Origin of the sequence: Acinetobacter sp. FDAARGOS_559, assembly GCF_003940475.1 — a bacterium.
GTDB classification, from domain to species: Bacteria; Pseudomonadota; Gammaproteobacteria; order Pseudomonadales; family Moraxellaceae; genus Acinetobacter; species Acinetobacter baumannii.
This window is the reverse complement of the sequence record NZ_RKJG01000005.1, coordinates 1,341,299-1,356,678: the sequence shown is the minus strand read 5'-3', so window position 1 is coordinate 1,356,678 and position 15,380 is coordinate 1,341,299. Positions and strand designations below refer to the sequence as shown.

Sequence of the window (15,380 nt, the reverse complement as noted above, 5' to 3'; positions counted from 1 at the left end):
TTCTGGACTTTTAATTTATTAGCCTAAGTAGACTTTCCCTACTATAAAAATCATGAGCTACTTATTCTTTTAACCTTGAAAAATACTTTTAAATTTTTATAAGTAAAATTTTCATATATCAATAGATCTTTAATTGTACAAATATTTAGAAAGTTCCCTATCGAAAATGACGCTATAGACCGATCAAAACATCTTGAGAAATTCTGATTCCTGTGACAAAGTACGCACAAAGGATGCGGTTGCAAAAGTGGAAACTTTGCAATATTGACAAAGAAAAATGAAAAAAATAGGTAAGGAGAAGGGTATGCTCAAACGGAGCATTGCTTTTGCATTATTGGCTGCTGCTGGGCACGCTTATTCTGCTGATATTGAAGTCACAACTACAATTGATGAAGATGTCGATAATACAGTATGCTCATTACGTGAGGCTGTAGAACTAATAAATAAGCGTAATTCAAGTGATTCTACCGTGGTTGCCTCAGTAAAAGATGGGTATCATGGCTGTGGAAATAAAGATAGTTCATCAAATATTATTTTACAGCGCGATAAAGAATATACGTTAAATAGCAGAATAACGATTACAGCACCCCTTACAATTAGTACAGCAAAAAACGATTCTACATTAGTTGATACTGATCAGCCCGGTTCTCATAATGCAACTATCAAAATGGCAGGTACAGATCAGCTATTTAAAATTGATGATGAGAGTGTTGAAAAACTTTCTTTTGCTGTGACGTTGAGTGACCTTAACTTACAAGGAGCTCGGTCTAGTAATACCATATTAGAAGGTGGATTGATTTATAACCATGAACAACTCACCATTCGAAATTCTCGTTTGATAAATGGTTATGCAACACGAGGAGGTGCAATTTATAATGCAGGTAATTTATCTAACACACTCAATACAGCGGGCACAGTTACTCTTGTCAATAATTTAATTCAAAATAATAAAGCTGCTGAAGGGGGAATTTTATATAGTGAAATGCCACTTTATTTTATTACTCAATCAGTTTTACGTGATAATGAAGTCACAACAGCAGATAATGCTTTATTTTATACACAGACTAAGTTTTCCGATGAAAGTACTGGAGGGTATTTAACTTCACGGGCTATCGGTATAAGTAATAGTACAATTTTTCATAATAAAGGCGGTTTTATTGCAAATGTTCGGGATGGGATGTTTGTTAATAATATTACGATGATTAAAAATGACAAAGGATTATTCCTTGAAGCTCCACAAGGTAATGCCTCAGTTTCAAATAGTATATTAGTAGGAAATACTATTAATTGTCAGGCTAGCTCAACTGATAAAGCAATTATTCAAAGTAATCTGGTTATATCCGACTGTAATCGGAATGCTACCTCAAAGCTTCCTAATATACTCTTTCCTGCAGATGAAAAATTAATTGCTGGCGATAATGATGAAGGTATATGTGATGTAACAGCAAAAGATGGCTTGTTATGCCCATTTAATATACCAAAAGATAGTTTTCTTGGTTTCTTTAAGCCAAGGTTACTTGAGAGCTATAATACTTTAGCCGACTCTTTAATTATTAATAAAGGGCGTTTATATAGTGATGGTTCCTCAGTTGGTTTAGCAAGTTGTGAGAGACTTGACCAACGTGGAAAAAATCGCAGTGGTTATGATGAGTTATGTGATCTAGGGGCGATTGAATATATTTTAAATAATGAAATTGGTACAGTGGGGCAGGATATTAAATATGGACAAGTCGCAAGATTTAATATTTTAAACTCTTTAAGTGAAGCAGACTTGGTTACACCTGCCACGTGTAAGCGTTTATTCGGTGAACGTCCTGATGGTAAAGAATGGCAACCCGGCTGTTTGAAAATAAAACAAAGTACGGATACACCATTTTCTAAAGGCAGTGTAACTATAGACCAAAATGGAAATGTAATTTATACACCAAATGGTAATTGGCATGGTGCAGATATTTTTAGTATTCAAGTCGTTACAAGTGTATCGAGATTTAACGATGGTTCAGATTTTCAATATATCTCGATTCCAGCAACTGTAGTCCAGGAACCTGTATCTGGTATTGAAGATAAATCTGTGAGTACGGGTGGTGGGGGAAGTGTCGGTGGTGGATTAATTTTAGGGTTATTTGGATTAATTGCATTACGCCGTTTCAAGTCATAATCAGGGATGTGGACTATGAAAAATTATAAAAAAGCAGTATTAGCATTAGCTGTACTAGCGGCTATGCCTCTTTTTGCCGATACAGCAAATCAAAGAATCGAAGTAACAACTTTTGCAGATGAAGATGGTGAAAACCCTAATGCTTGTTCGTTAAGGGAGGCGATAAAAGTTGCTGAAACACGAAGATCTGATTACGGATGTACAGTTTATAACACTTCTAAAAGTCAGGTCATCCAGCTAAAAGCAGGAACTTATAACTTAAATAAAGAACTAGCTCCAAATGCAGATATAGCGATTTATGGATTTGGTGAAAAAGATCAAGATAAAAATTGGTCAGAGAAGAGTGTTTTAACCAATGATTATCCAGCATTACAACCGTTACAGACGAGAATTAATGCTGCTGGTAAATCACGTATCTTTAATACGGCAGTAAATAAACAACCCTTATTCCTTCAAAACATTATTTTGGAAAATGGTTCAGCTCCAGATTTTGGTGGCGCTATTTATGCAGGTGGTAATGTTACCTTATTAAATAGCCAAATTTTGAATTCACAAGCATCTAAAGGCGGTGCCATTTTCCTGGGCGGCGATAATGTTAATTTATCTGCAACTCACTCTTTGATTCAAGGTAATACTGCAACAGCAGGAAGTGTACTTTCAATGAGTTGTTGGAATGGTACAGCCTATGCAAAACGGGAAGTAACATTTACCTCTTCTAGTATTATGAATAATGGTTCAAATAGTTCCAATAGTACTTTTGAGTTCTGTGGAGAGCCGAAAGCAACCTTTACAATTAATACAATTGCTCGAAATATTGCAAATACAGTAAATGGTAGCATTTTGAAATTTACTGGTGATGCTACTCCTAACGGGACACCTAATCCTTCGACCATACTTAGTTCTAACAGTAGTTTAACCTTAAAGAATAATACTATTGTTGAAAATAATGCTTATACCACGTTTTTATATGACACATTAGGAAGTAAAGAATTAAGATTTAACTTAATTGGTTATAATTCTGGAATTTATGCGTGTCATTATTTTATAGGGCCGGCCACTGATTTAAAAAATGCTGGTTTCATACTATCCTTTAATGCATTAAATTTAACGAATGATGCTGGAAAATGTGATTTGCCGGCGGAAGCTCTTACATCTACGCATCGAACGGTTGATATAGCGGGACAGGCTTTTAATTTATTGCTTGAACCTTTACATGCATCTGCCCCAGAAACTGGCTTTTTACCAATTTACTATCCAAAGAATAATATTGGTGGTAAGAATTTAGTAGATGTAGAGTAAGCATCCGGCTAACACAGCCTTACCAAGCGGTCCTATAAGCCTTAATTTAGTTCCCACCTAAAAACAAGTGGGGACTTAATCCATGAACATGGATATATATTCAGCAACACCTCCTGTTGCTAAAAAACGCAGAACATACAGCAAAGAATTCAAACTCAGTATTGTCAATGCCTGTAAAAATCCTAATACCTCGATCGCTTCGGTCGCACTGCAACATAGTATTAATGCCAACCTTGTCAGTCGTTGGATCAGGATCTTCAGCCATCATGAGGGTGCCGTGCAGGATCCTACTCATGTGAATCCAGCATTTATTGCTTTGCCTTACACTGCTGCAATCAGCCAACCTATTGATGAGAGGATCACGTTGTGTATCACCGTGCCTCATACGAATAATGATATTCAGCTAAAATGGCAGACATCAGAAATACCTGCCTTGGCAGAATTACTCAAGGCACTGGCAACATGATCCGTATCAATGAAATTTGGCTCTCTACCCAGCCCATGGATATGCGAGCAGGAATGGATACTGTCATGGCTCAGGTGGTGAGAGCCTTTGGCTACATCAAACCGCATTGCGCCTACCTGTTCTGTAATAAACGTGGTCATCGTATGAAAGTGTTGGTACATGATGGACTGGGCATCTGGCTGTGTGCCCGGCGTTTGGAACAGGGTAAATTTCACTGGGCTCAAGTTCACCAAGGTGAAACCGTGGCCCTCAGCCCGGAACAGTTACAGGCATTAATCCAAGGTTTGCCCTGGCAGAGAATTGGATTGCAGCAAGTGGTGAATATGCTCTAAACCAAGCTCGACCATTCTGCCATCCTCCAAACGTTCTATTTCATTCTCTTCATGACCTCAGGCATACTGCGGTCATGAATACGCTGCCTGACTTAAGCCAACTGACCCATGAACAACTGCTGGAATTCACCAGACAGTTGGCGATGCAGCATCAGTCTCTAGCACAATCAAACCAACAATTGGATGCCAAAGTTCAACATCTTTCTATTCTCAATCAAAAATACGAGCATGAACTGGCGCTGTTTAAAAAGCACAAATTCGCCCAAAAGAATGAACACTTAACGGCAAAACAAATCCACCTATGGGATGAAGCGGTTGAAGAAGATATTGCTGCTGTTGATCTGGAATTAGAACGATTAAATGCAGATAAAACCGATGCAGCGACACAGAAAGCCAAAACCAATAAACCTAAACGTCGACCACTGCCAGATCATCTACACACCATCCGTATTGAGCATGAACCTGCATCAACCCAATGCACTTGTGGATGCCAACTCCGTCGTATCGGCGAAGATGTCAGTGAGAAACTGCATTTCAGACCGGCACAGTTCTATAAGGAACAGCATGTGCGTGGTAAATGGGTCTGTGATCAGTGTGACACTCTGACTCAGCAAGCGATGCCCGCCTATGTGATTGATAAAGGCATTGCTTCACCTGAATTGCTCAGCCATGTGCTGGTATCGAAGTATGCCGATCATTTGCCGCTGTACCGTCAACGTCTGATCTATCAGCGGGCGGGAATCGAACTTTCTAGATCAACTTTATCTGACTGGATAGGTCGCTGCGGTGTAGAACTGGAACCTCTGGCCAATGCCTTAAAAGAGGTGGTGCTGCAACAGCGGGTGCTGCATGCAGATGAAACACCGGTCACCATCATGCGGATGGGTGAGAATGAGAAAAAACCGAAGAAAGGTTATGTCTGGGCCTATGCCACCACACAGTACAATCCAGTTCAGGCGGTGATCTATGACTTTCAGGATAGTCGTTCAGGCCAGCATGCTGCAGAGTTCTTGAAAGGCTGGCAGGGCAATCTAGTCTGTGATGATTACAGTGGTTATAAAGCACGCTTTAAATCAGGCCAGGTCATAGAGGTCGGCTGCATGGCCCATGCACGTCGTAAATTCCATGAACTGCATGTGACCGGGAAAAGTCAGGTCGCTGAACAGGCATTGGTGCTGATTCAGAAACTGTATGCGATAGAAGCAGAACTCAGGAAAAAGACCGATGGTACAGCGGAAGACCGCCGCGAATACCGACAACAGCATAGTCAACCAGTGATGCAACAACTATATGAATGGCTCAACCAACATCATCTGACAGTGCCATCGAGTTCTCCCACCGCCAAGGCCATCAATTACACTCTGAAGCGTTGGCCAGCCTTAAGCCGCTATCTGGATGATGGCAATCTACCGATATGCAACAATTGGGTAGAGAATCAGATGCGTCCCTGGGCGTTGGGGCGCAAGAACTGGCTGTTTGCAGGTTCGCTGCGCAGTGGTCAGCGAGCGGCAAACATCATGACTTTAATCCAGTCAGCAAAGCTGAATGGGCTGGATCCGTATGCCTATTTAAGTGATGTGCTGAAAAGGTTACCGACACATAAAGTGACCCAGATTGAAGAGTTACTGCCGCACTGCTGGAAACCTAAATCGAATTAAAAAATAGGTATGGGATTCAGCGGACGCTTACGATGTAGACCCAGAAGGTAGAGATACATGTACTTCTATAGATCAACGAGGCCTATCACGACTTGCTGATAGTAAGCTCTACTATCAACCAAATAACCGTAATAGTTGTGATATTGGTTCAATTGAACTAATGAAACTGACTGCTGGTGATATAAAAGGTTTAGGGAATACTTCCCTTACAGATCTACTTGCAAAATATCAATCCCAATATGATACGGTTCAGAAAAATATATTAAATCCAGATTATGCATATTTATTAAATGTATTAAAAATCGATTCTGCAAATTATAAAAATCTTTTTGATCAAACCAAAGCAAATGCAAAATACAGAGCTATCTATATAGATTTGAAAGCTAATGGCTTACCTTTGCCGAATGAAGATAGTAACCATTTATTAAAGTTCTTTAATACTACTGATTATAATATTAACCTTGAAGTTGTTGGCACAGGATTGATTGATGATAAAACTACAAGCATTAAAAAAGACGATGGATTATTTTGTGAATGGAACCCTGCTCTCCAACAAATAATCTTCTATCGTTCAGATGATATTATTACCCAAGCTGGTGACTACAACTATTGTAAATATACAATTAGTAGTAAGGATGGAATTACGCAAACATCTGGTTTATTAGAAGCTCGATTTGATAATATTCCACCAGTAGCTGGTGAGGGTACTGTAACTTTTAAATATTTAGCAAATGAGATCATTCCTTTAAATCTATTACAATTTGCGAATGATGAAGGGGATGGACCTACTAATACTCTTAGGACAAAATCGAATAAATCTCAATTTTGGGTAAATGATCAAGGTGTGGAGTTACCAATTTATATACCAAATAAAACTTCAACGGATGGTATTTTTAAGGTAGTTAAAGCAGATCGTGAAGGCCCATGTCCTAAAGAAGATAGTGGTAATATCTGTTATGGTGGTAATATTTATATTCAAGCTAGTAATGTATTTAATACCTTCAATGATACCTTAACTTATTATGTATATGATGCTGATGGTAAAATCTCAAATGAGGGTACTATTAAGTTGGTAAGTACAGCAACCACAACTGATGATTCACGTGGTGGTGGAGGTGGCGGAAGTATTGGAATTCTTTCTATCGTATCACTACTAAGTTTAATTGCTTATAGACGTTATCGTAAGTGATGAAAAAAATAAAAAGCCCCCACTAGGAGGCTTTTTATTTGTTAGTAACTTTTTTATTTTTAAATAGATAAATGTTAAATACGGGTTTAGTGCTCTAAATATTTATTTATATATTCTTCGCGTATAGCAGTTTTTTCATCAGCACTTGCTTTGAGCATCCGTTGACGTAAATCATTACGCTCTTGTGTACTCATTTTTTGCCAGGCTTCACGCATTTTTTGCTTTTCTGCATCTGGAAGCTGGTTAAACCAATCCATACGTTGTTGCAAGTTAGCACTTTGGTTAGATGGTAATTCCTTTAAGCTTTGATAACGTTTAATTACAGCTCGTTGCTCTTCTTCAGATAGAGCATTCCAAGTATCATCTACTTGCGTATTGGCATCTTTCGAAAAAATCCAGAAACGTTCGAAACCTGCAAAACTTGTTTGCAAGAAACTTAATGAACAAAGGATAAGTGCTAACTTTTTAGCTACCATGTTGAACTTTATCCTCACCCAACACCATGAGCATTTCTAAATCTTCTACCATTTGTGGCGATAATTTAGGATTTACAACGACTTGATTTTGTGGCTTATCAAGCATATCTACTGAATTTGGTAAAATAACAAAACCAGTAATGGCTGCTGCAAGTGCAAAACCAGTCATTTTCCAGACACTATAATAAGAGGCCGGTTTTTGTTGGATATGGTCAAGCACATGATTCATCACCACTGTTTTATTTTTATGGTGATGAGCCAAACTATCGAGTTTGGATGTCACCTTTTTAGTGAAATCATCATGATTCATTGGAACCTCCCATGGGATTTAAATGCGCTAAATACTCTCTAAGTCCCTGAATTGCTCGATGATAATGGGTTTTTACACTACCTTCGGTGCAGTTCATAATTTGCGCTGTAGTATGGGTATCAAAACCTTCCCACGCACGTAACATAAAAGCTTGTTGTTGACGAACAGGTAGTTTTGCAATCGCTTCCTGGATCTCTTCTATGGTCACTGCTTGATCTAGAAAATCTGCTGGATTGATTGCTTTTTCATCGACAATATCAATGATTTCATCATCATCATTGTCTAGACTAACTTTTTTGAAGAATGAAAATGGGTTTGCCCGACGCGCTTCTTTACGGCGCCAATCCTGAAGCTTGTTATTCAGAATAGTATAAAATAGAGGATACCATTCTTCAGTACTTCGATCGGCGTAAGACTTGTGTAAAGCAATAAATGCTTCTTGAACCAAGTCCATAGCAATGCCTTGTTGACCTTGGGTAGCACTTTCCATCATCACTAAAGCACGACCAGTAACATCTTGCATGAAAACCTTTAGGCGTTGCTCAGCCGTGCTGGCATGAGCACTAGATGCTTCCGATCGAGACTTTTTCGGTGCTAAATCCATGGAGATGGAAAATCCTGTCATTGGACGTACCCACCTTATCTTCAATATATCTCTTATATAACGTTGAAAAGAGGTAGGAGGTTGACAACAATCGGCTATTTTTTAGTAGTGTAAATGATTTTTTTCACAAATATGAGCGATGTAAAATAAATTAACGTTTTATTGGCGTTGGCGAACCATTTCAAAAAAACAAATTGATCCTGCAATGGCTACATTTAATGACTCTTGACCACCTGGCTGCGGTATAGTCACTGATTGTGCATGTTCTAAAGCATAATCACTTGCACCTTGTCCTTCATTGCCTAAAATCCAAACACATGGTTTTGAAAGGTCTTTTGAATAAAGACTAGTCGAGCGATGAGAGCTTGTAACAAAAACAGGAATATCGAATTTAGGAAGAATATCGGTCAATTGAAAGTTTTCAAAACAAGACAGGCTAAAATGTGCCCCCATACCTGCTCTTAAAACTCGTGGAGACCAAAGTGAGGCAGAGCCTTGTGTGCAAATAATCTGTTTTATATTTGCTGCTGCCGCTGAACGTAACAATGTACCTACGTTACCCGGATCTTGTACATTTTCTAGAATTAACGTATCTACGCTATAGTCAATGGTTGATGCAGTTTTCGGTAAATCGATAATACCCAAGCAAGGAAGAGTATTACCTAAAGTACTTAAGTCTTTATATAAAACTTCGCTAATAATAAAGACATGACCTTGGTGAAGTTCAATGATTTTCTTTAAATCGGGATGTTCTAAGGCTTGTTCAGTCGTAAACAATGAAAAGAGTTTTTTCTGTTGTTGTAGCCAAGCTAAACAAAGGTGGGTACCTTCAAGAACTGTTTGTTGATGCTTTTTTCGGGCGCTATTGAGTTCAATTAAACCACGCAAATGTTTAATTTTTGCATTGTCTTTTGATTCTAAAAAAATAACCGCCATAAGGAAATATCCAAAAGGGCGTCATCATACTATGACGCCCTGTGTAATTTAAATTATTAATGATAGCTTGTTACACGTTCAACTTCATTCTTAGAACCGATAATCACAGGAACACGTTGATGAAGTTCTGTAGGTTCAATCTCTAGAATGCGTACACGGCCAGTAGTTGATGCGCCGCCTGCTTGTTCAATGAGCATACTCATTGGGTTAGCTTCATACATTAAACGTAAACGACCAGCTTTTTTCGGGTCTTTCAAGTCATATGGATAAAGGAAAATACCGCCACGGCATAAAATACGGTGAACATCACCCACCATACATGCGACCCAACGCATATTGAAGTCTTTTTCACGTACAGATGTTTTACCTGCAAGTAACTCTTCAATATATTGTTTTACTGGTTGTTCCCAATGGCGTTGGTTAGATGCATTAATAGCAAATTCTTGAGTATCTGCTGATACTTGAACATTCTCTGTAGTAAGTAAGAATGTTTGAGTTTCTGGATCTAACGTAAAGAAAGCTACACCGTTTCCAACTGTTAAAGCCATCATAGTTGATGGGCCATATAACACATAGCCAGCAGCAACTTGTTGAGTACCTGCCTGCATGAAATCTTGTGCTTGTGTAACCGCATTTTTGGCAGGAAGAATCGAGAAGATTGTTCCGACACACATGTTGATATCAATGTTGCTTGAACCATCTAATGGATCAAATAGAACCAAGTATTCACCGTTTTCTTGTGCTGGTGTAAAATCATCAAGTTCTTCAGATGCAAGACCACCGACGTGAGGATGGACTTTTAAAGCATCGATTAAATAGTCATTAGAAATCACATCAAGTTTTTTCTGTGTTTCACCTTGAACATTTTCGTTACCTGCGCTACCCAAAATTCCAGCCAAGGCACCTTTTTGTAAGGCTTGATCAATAGTTTTACAAGTCGCAGCAATTGTGTCGATGACTTGAGCCAACTCAGGTGTAAGATTCCCTTTTTCTTGTTGTAAAAATTGGGACAATGTGAGGTTGGACATAAAAAAACGCTCCTGTGCGCAAGCATCAAAATGAGTCAGATAAATACGTGGCATATTCTAGATGAGAATGCCGAAAAATAAAAATTATCTTACTTTATTTGTGTTGCATTTATGCTTACAAGCCCCATTTTACGTGGTATGTTGTTTGCATAACAAAGGAATGTAGATTTAGGAGAATCGAAATGACAACTAAGAAGTTTGATGCGACCCCAACAGCAGGTGAACCAATCAATTTAGAAGAAATTTCGAAAGAAAGTGTTCAGGAAGCTTGGAAAGATTATGAGGCAAAACCTGAATATAAAGCTTTTAATAAGCATGATTTGATTGAGTCAATGCAACATTCAGAAGAAGAGCAAAACAAATCTTCTTAAAGTAAGAATGTAAAAATAAACGCCCATATTTGGGCGTTTATTTTTTGGGATGTTTTATTTTAATAGAGGAGGAACCGCTTCATAGTTAATTTCAACGCGGCGGTTTTCTTTCCAAGCTGATTCATCATGGCCAGGATTAACAGGCGCTTCTTTACCATAACTTACAGCTTCAAGTTGCTGAGGATTTACACCACTGGTAATGAGGTAATTCTGAACTGCTTTTGCACGACGCTCACCCAAGGCCATGTTGTATTCGCGTGTACCGCGCTCGTCTGTATGACCAGTTAATGCAACTTTTGAATTTGCATTTGCCATGAGGAACTGAGCATGAGCTTGAAGTGTTTGGTAATCTTCAGTAGATAAATCACTACTGTCATAATCGAAGTGAACGACGCGTTTCGCTAGGGCAGCCTTGTTTGCCTCAGTTACACCTTTTGAAGAAGCACCTGCTAGATTTTGAGCATTTAATGCAGCATCTTCACTTAAGCCTGTCGTATTTACTGTGCTTGGGTTAGTTGTACCTGTAGTTGCCGTTGTTGCTGGCTTACGACTTGCGCAACCTGTCATGACAAGTGCTGCACTAAGTAGAGGAAAGGCCAAATATTTAATTGATTTCATCATCATCTCCATCAATGGAATAAAAAGTTATTTAGGTGCCCAGGCTGGTTCACGTACTTCACCTTGCTCACTCGGTAAATTCATACGGAAACGACCATCAGTGGACATGATAGACAGTAAACCACGGTTCCCTTCACGAGTTGCATAAACCACCATTTGCCCATTTGGTGAGAAACTTGGTGATTCATCTAAACTGGTTGGGGTAAGAATATTGACAATGCCTGTATTAATATCTTGGATCGCAACTTTATAGTTACTACCACTTGGTCGATGCACGAGTGCAATTTTTTTACCATCTGCACTTAAAGTGCCACGAGCATTAAATGACCCTTTAAATGTTAAGCGTTTTACTGAGCCATTCCCAAAATCATAGCGATAAATTTGAGGAGAGCCTCCACGGTCAGATGTAAAAATAAAAGCTTTTCCATCTGGTGTGTAACGCGCTTCAGTATCAATTCCCGAGTCATTTGTCATGCGTTTGACTTGGCGAGTTGATAAATCCATTTGATAAATTTCAGGGTTACCATTCATCGATGCTGTAAATAGCATTGATTTGCCATCTGGTGAAAAGCTTGGTGCACCATTTAAGCCTTTAAAACTCGTAAGTACTTCACGTGTTCCAGTAGAGAGATCTTGTAAATAAATGGCTGGACGTTTAGTTTCAAAAGAAACATAAGCAATTTTTTTAGCGTCAGGAGTCCATGCCGGAGACAAAATCGGGTCACGTGAAGAGAGAACAGTTTTCGGTTGTTCACCATCTGTATCGGCGATTTGTAAGGTATAACGTTCAGCAGGAGTGGCAGGATTACGTAATACATAAGCGATACGGCCACTAAAATCGCCTGGAATTCCGGTTAAGGCCTGATAAATAGCGTCACTTACCATATGTCCTGCTTGACGTATGCGTGAAGCAGGAACATTTAACAACTCATTCAGAAGATATTGCTGTTTTTGTACATCATAAAGTTGGTAATGGACTTCAAACCCGTCAGCTGTTTGCTTAATTTGTCCAGTAACAACATAAGGAATACCCGCAGCTTGCCAATCAGATGCTTGAATCTGGTTAATAGCGGCATTCGCAGGTAAATTTTTTGATGAACTTGTGAAACGTCCTGAGCGGTTCAAGTCAGTTTCAACAATAGGATAAAGTCCATTGTCGTTATTAAAAGGCACAATAGCGATTTTAGGCGCCTGATCAGGTGCTTTTGCAATCTCTAAATGTAATTGAGCAAAGGCAGCTGTTGGTGCAAGAGGACTTAATGCTGTAAGTAGCGTTAAGGCTAGAAGGTGTTTGCGGCTCGTTTTCATAGGTTTAAAGTCATTGAAGGTATTTTTTGTGACTGGTGATTTTGTAGCATAGTTACATGCTTCAAACTATTTAAAGCATGTAACTCTTACAAAATTATTGTGCTCTGAAAGTAGAGGTAACGCTTCGCGCTTCTCGTCTTGCATCAGGATCCGATGGCATTGGGTAGGGAGCAGATGCCTGAATTGCAGCTTTGATACTTGCATCCAATGCATCATCTCCACTTGACCGTGTAATAACAATCGAGCTAACACTACCTGAGTCAGACAGGGTAAATCTAACGCTAACAGTTTTACCACTGCTTCCTGTAGGAACATCCCAAGCACGACGAATTTTCTGCTCAAAATCACGTTTAGCCGAAGATGCAATTTTTTTAGCTTCACCTTTTTTCTGGGCAGCTTCTTCTTGAGCTTTTTTAGCAGATGCAGCTTTTTCTTCGGCCTCAATTTCGGCTTTACGTCTAGCATCTTCTGCTGCTTTTTGTTGTTTGGCTTTTGCATCAGCCTCAGCTTTACGTTTAGCGTCTTCTGCTGCTTTTTGCTGTTTAGCTTTCGCATCGGCCTCAGCTTTGCGTTTAGCATCTTCAGCCGCTTTTTGCTGTTTAGCTTTCGCATCGGCCTCAGCTTTGCGCTTAGCATCTTCAGCTGCTTTTTGCTGCTTGGCTTTTGCATCAGCCTCAGCTTTACGTTTAGCATCTTCAGCTGCTTTTTGCTGTTTAGCTTTCGCATCGGCCTCGGCTTTACGTTTCGCGTTATCAGCTGCTTGTTGCTTAGCCTTAGCATCTGATTCAGCTTTACGTTTGGCGTCTTCTGCTGCTTTTTGCTGTTTGGCTTTCGCATCTGCTTCGGCTTTTCGTTTAGCTTCTTGTTGTGCTTGAAGTTTAGCGTTTTCAGCCTTTTGAGCTTCACGTTTTAGTCTTGCTTCAGTCTCCGCTTTACGTTTAGCTTCCTCAGTTGCTTTTTGTCTAGCTTTCGCATCGGCCTCAGCTCTCGCTTTAGCCTCCGCTTGACGCTTAGCTTCAGCCTGTTGCTTTTGTGCTTCCTCTAAACGTTGTTGCTCTGCAGCTTGCTTTGCTTTAGCAGCTTCTTCAGCTTTACGCTTTTCCTCAGCTAATTTTGCTTGTTGTGCCTGCTCAGCTTTTTGCTTTTGAGCAGCAAGTTGTTGTGCTGTTGGAGGAGGAGGGGCAGCTGGAAGATTTTGAGGAAGAGTTTCATCCACAATCGGGCTTAGAGCTTCTTCAGCCTGATTTTCTGCTACGGTTGGTTGCTCAACTTCTTTTGCCAAAGGTGGTGGTAAATCTTCTGGTTTAACTAAAACAGTGGTCAGCTTTTTTGGTTGTTCAGGTGGTTTACTCAAGCCTAAAAAAAGCAAGCCAACAATGGCAATTGCATGAACTCCAAGGGTGAAGCTCAATGCTATTGCATTTTGTTTAAAAGGAGGCTTTTGATTTTTATTCATAGCTTATTTTAAAGGCTCTGTCAGAAGGCCAACTTGAGTTAAACCTGCTTCTTGTAAACTTGCCATCAATGATACGACTTCTCCATAAGGGCGAGTCTTATCACCATTCACTAAAACTGTAAGTTGTTTGTTTTCCTGCTCAGCTTGTTTTTGTGCTTCACTTAAAACAGACTCAAGTTTTTCAAGAGAAAGTGGCTCATTATCTTTGTAATCTTCATATTGAAGATAAATATTGCCATCTTTACCAATCGTGACCATGGCTGGCATATCTTTTGATTCAATTGGATGATTATTTGCCTGAGGTAAATCGACTTTAATACCACTGGTAATCATGGGAGCAGTCACCATGAAAATCACTAAAAGTACCAGCATTACATCGATATAAGGCACGACGTTCATGTCACTTTTTAATGGTTTTTTTATGCGCTCAAAGCGCCCTGAACGTTGAATGGCCATTATGCATCTTCCTGTGACGAACCCACAGATTGACGTTGCAATAAAGCAATCATCTCTTCGGCAAATAATGCACGATCAGAGTAGACACTTTCGCTTTTAGCTGTAAAGTGGTTAAAAGCCAATACCGCAGGAATTGCAGCAAATAGACCAATTGCAGTTGCAATAAGGGCCTCGGCAATACCTGGCGCAACTGTCGCTAACGTCACTTGGTCAACAGCAGCCAAACCAATAAAAGCATTCATGATTCCCCAAACAGTACCGAATAAACCGATATATGGGGCAACCGAACCGATACTTGCTAAAGTACCTAAACCATATTCCAGACTACCCTGATCACGACTTAAACCTACACGTAAAATACGTTCTGTTCCTTCGATCATTTGTGAGGTAGGAGCTTGGCGTTTTTTGAGTTTAAAAAACTCACTCAATCCTTGATAAAAGATATCTTCAAGGCCTGAGCGTTTTGAATTGAGTTGTGCGTTGTTGTAAAGCGTATTGAGTTCAGCACCAGACCAGAACATTTTTTGGAAATGTTCATCATCTTGGCGTGCTTTTTTATAACTCATATGTAACTTGGCAATCAGGTACCAACTAAAAATTGATGCTAACAATAAAATCAGCATGACCAACTGGACGACTGGACTTGCTTGTAAAATAAGGTCAGAAATATGCAGGGTTGATTCAATGTTTGTTGCCATAGTTACATATGCCGGTT

At 39.5% G+C, this 15,380-nt stretch carries 15 protein-coding genes and 2 pseudogenes; 7 read left to right on the top strand and 10 right to left on the bottom strand.

Translation table 11 applies throughout. From position 1 onward, the window contains the following. Positions 1 to 304 precede the first annotated feature (304 nt). The 6 genes and pseudogenes from rbtA to EGS71_RS07975 form a co-directional block, all read left to right on the top strand. The gene (gene rbtA, locus EGS71_RS08000; protein ID WP_000920028.1) at positions 305 to 2,158 is read left to right on the top strand and encodes a rhombotarget A; all 1,854 of its coding nucleotides are present in this window, start codon (positions 305 to 307) and stop codon (positions 2,156 to 2,158) included. Positions 2,159 to 2,173: 15 nt separating this feature from the next. Beyond that, positions 2,174 to 3,454, top strand: a pseudogene (locus EGS71_RS07995) (CSLREA domain-containing protein); the annotation flags it as partial. 85 nt (positions 3,455 to 3,539) lie between these two features. Beyond that, positions 3,540 to 3,923, top strand: a complete 384-nt coding sequence (locus tag EGS71_RS07990; protein WP_001055589.1) for a transposase — start codon at positions 3,540 to 3,542, stop codon at positions 3,921 to 3,923. Further along, positions 3,920 to 4,255, top strand: a complete 336-nt coding sequence (gene tnpB / locus EGS71_RS07985; protein ID WP_000619347.1) for an IS66 family insertion sequence element accessory protein TnpB — start codon at positions 3,920 to 3,922, stop codon at positions 4,253 to 4,255. Before EGS71_RS07990 ends, tnpB begins: the two co-directional genes overlap by 4 nt. 74 nt (positions 4,256 to 4,329) lie before the next feature. Then, positions 4,330 to 5,913 (top strand): IS66-like element ISAba25 family transposase, encoded by a 1,584-nt coding sequence (locus EGS71_RS07980; protein ID WP_001094424.1) that lies wholly within the window; start codon positions 4,330 to 4,332, stop codon positions 5,911 to 5,913. A gap of 22 nt (positions 5,914 to 5,935) precedes the next feature. Then, positions 5,936 to 7,102: pseudogene (locus EGS71_RS07975) on the top strand (CSLREA domain-containing protein); the annotation flags it as partial. A gap of 86 nt (positions 7,103 to 7,188) precedes the next feature. Here the strand turns inward: EGS71_RS07975 and EGS71_RS07970 are convergent. From EGS71_RS07970 to EGS71_RS07950, 5 genes are all read right to left on the bottom strand, one after another. Next, on the bottom strand, positions 7,189 to 7,578 hold the full coding sequence (locus EGS71_RS07970; RefSeq protein ID WP_000225916.1) for a DUF3106 domain-containing protein: 390 nt from the start codon (positions 7,576 to 7,578) through the stop codon (positions 7,189 to 7,191). Next, positions 7,568 to 7,888, bottom strand: coding sequence for a hypothetical protein (locus EGS71_RS07965; RefSeq protein ID WP_001015075.1), 321 nt, complete (start codon positions 7,886 to 7,888; stop codon positions 7,568 to 7,570). Before EGS71_RS07965 ends, EGS71_RS07970 begins: the two co-directional genes overlap by 11 nt. After that, positions 7,878 to 8,492 (bottom strand): RNA polymerase sigma factor, encoded by a 615-nt coding sequence (locus EGS71_RS07960; RefSeq protein ID WP_000362311.1) that lies wholly within the window; start codon positions 8,490 to 8,492, stop codon positions 7,878 to 7,880. The genes EGS71_RS07965 and EGS71_RS07960 overlap by 11 nt, the downstream gene beginning before the upstream one ends. 159 nt (positions 8,493 to 8,651) lie before the next feature. Further along, a complete protein-coding gene (locus EGS71_RS07955) occupies positions 8,652 to 9,428 on the bottom strand; it encodes a TrmH family RNA methyltransferase (RefSeq protein ID WP_000268350.1) in 777 nt (258 codons plus the stop codon). A 56-nt stretch (positions 9,429 to 9,484) separates the two neighbouring features. After that, entirely contained in the window at positions 9,485 to 10,456 is a 972-nt protein-coding gene (locus EGS71_RS07950) for a class 1 fructose-bisphosphatase (RefSeq protein ID WP_000067971.1), read from the bottom strand. Positions 10,457 to 10,638: 182 nt separating this feature from the next. Between EGS71_RS07950 and EGS71_RS07945 the strand changes: the two genes are divergently transcribed. Then, positions 10,639 to 10,827: an NF038105 family protein gene (locus EGS71_RS07945; protein ID WP_000208542.1), complete on the top strand. Its 189-nt coding sequence runs from the start codon at positions 10,639 to 10,641 to the stop codon at positions 10,825 to 10,827. Between the two features lie 54 nt (positions 10,828 to 10,881). On the opposite strand, the gene pal is transcribed toward EGS71_RS07945, so the two are convergent. The 5 genes from pal to tolQ form a co-directional block, all read right to left on the bottom strand. Continuing rightward, a complete protein-coding gene (pal, locus tag EGS71_RS07940; protein WP_000836015.1) occupies positions 10,882 to 11,445 on the bottom strand; it encodes a peptidoglycan-associated lipoprotein Pal in 564 nt (187 codons plus the stop codon). Positions 11,446 to 11,472: 27 nt separating this feature from the next. Then, entirely contained in the window at positions 11,473 to 12,753 is a 1,281-nt protein-coding gene (gene tolB, locus EGS71_RS07935; protein WP_000858386.1) for a Tol-Pal system beta propeller repeat protein TolB, read from the bottom strand. A gap of 94 nt (positions 12,754 to 12,847) precedes the next feature. Continuing rightward, a complete protein-coding gene (gene tolA / locus EGS71_RS07930; protein ID WP_001039134.1) occupies positions 12,848 to 14,209 on the bottom strand; it encodes a cell envelope integrity protein TolA in 1,362 nt (453 codons plus the stop codon). Positions 14,210 to 14,212: 3 nt separating this feature from the next. After that, positions 14,213 to 14,665, bottom strand: a complete 453-nt coding sequence (tolR, locus tag EGS71_RS07925) for a protein TolR (protein ID WP_001007562.1) — start codon at positions 14,663 to 14,665, stop codon at positions 14,213 to 14,215. Continuing rightward, positions 14,665 to 15,363: a protein TolQ gene (gene tolQ, locus EGS71_RS07920; protein ID WP_000224630.1), complete on the bottom strand. Its 699-nt coding sequence runs from the start codon at positions 15,361 to 15,363 to the stop codon at positions 14,665 to 14,667. Before tolQ ends, tolR begins: the two co-directional genes overlap by 1 nt. Between the last annotated feature and the right edge of the window lie 17 nt (positions 15,364 to 15,380).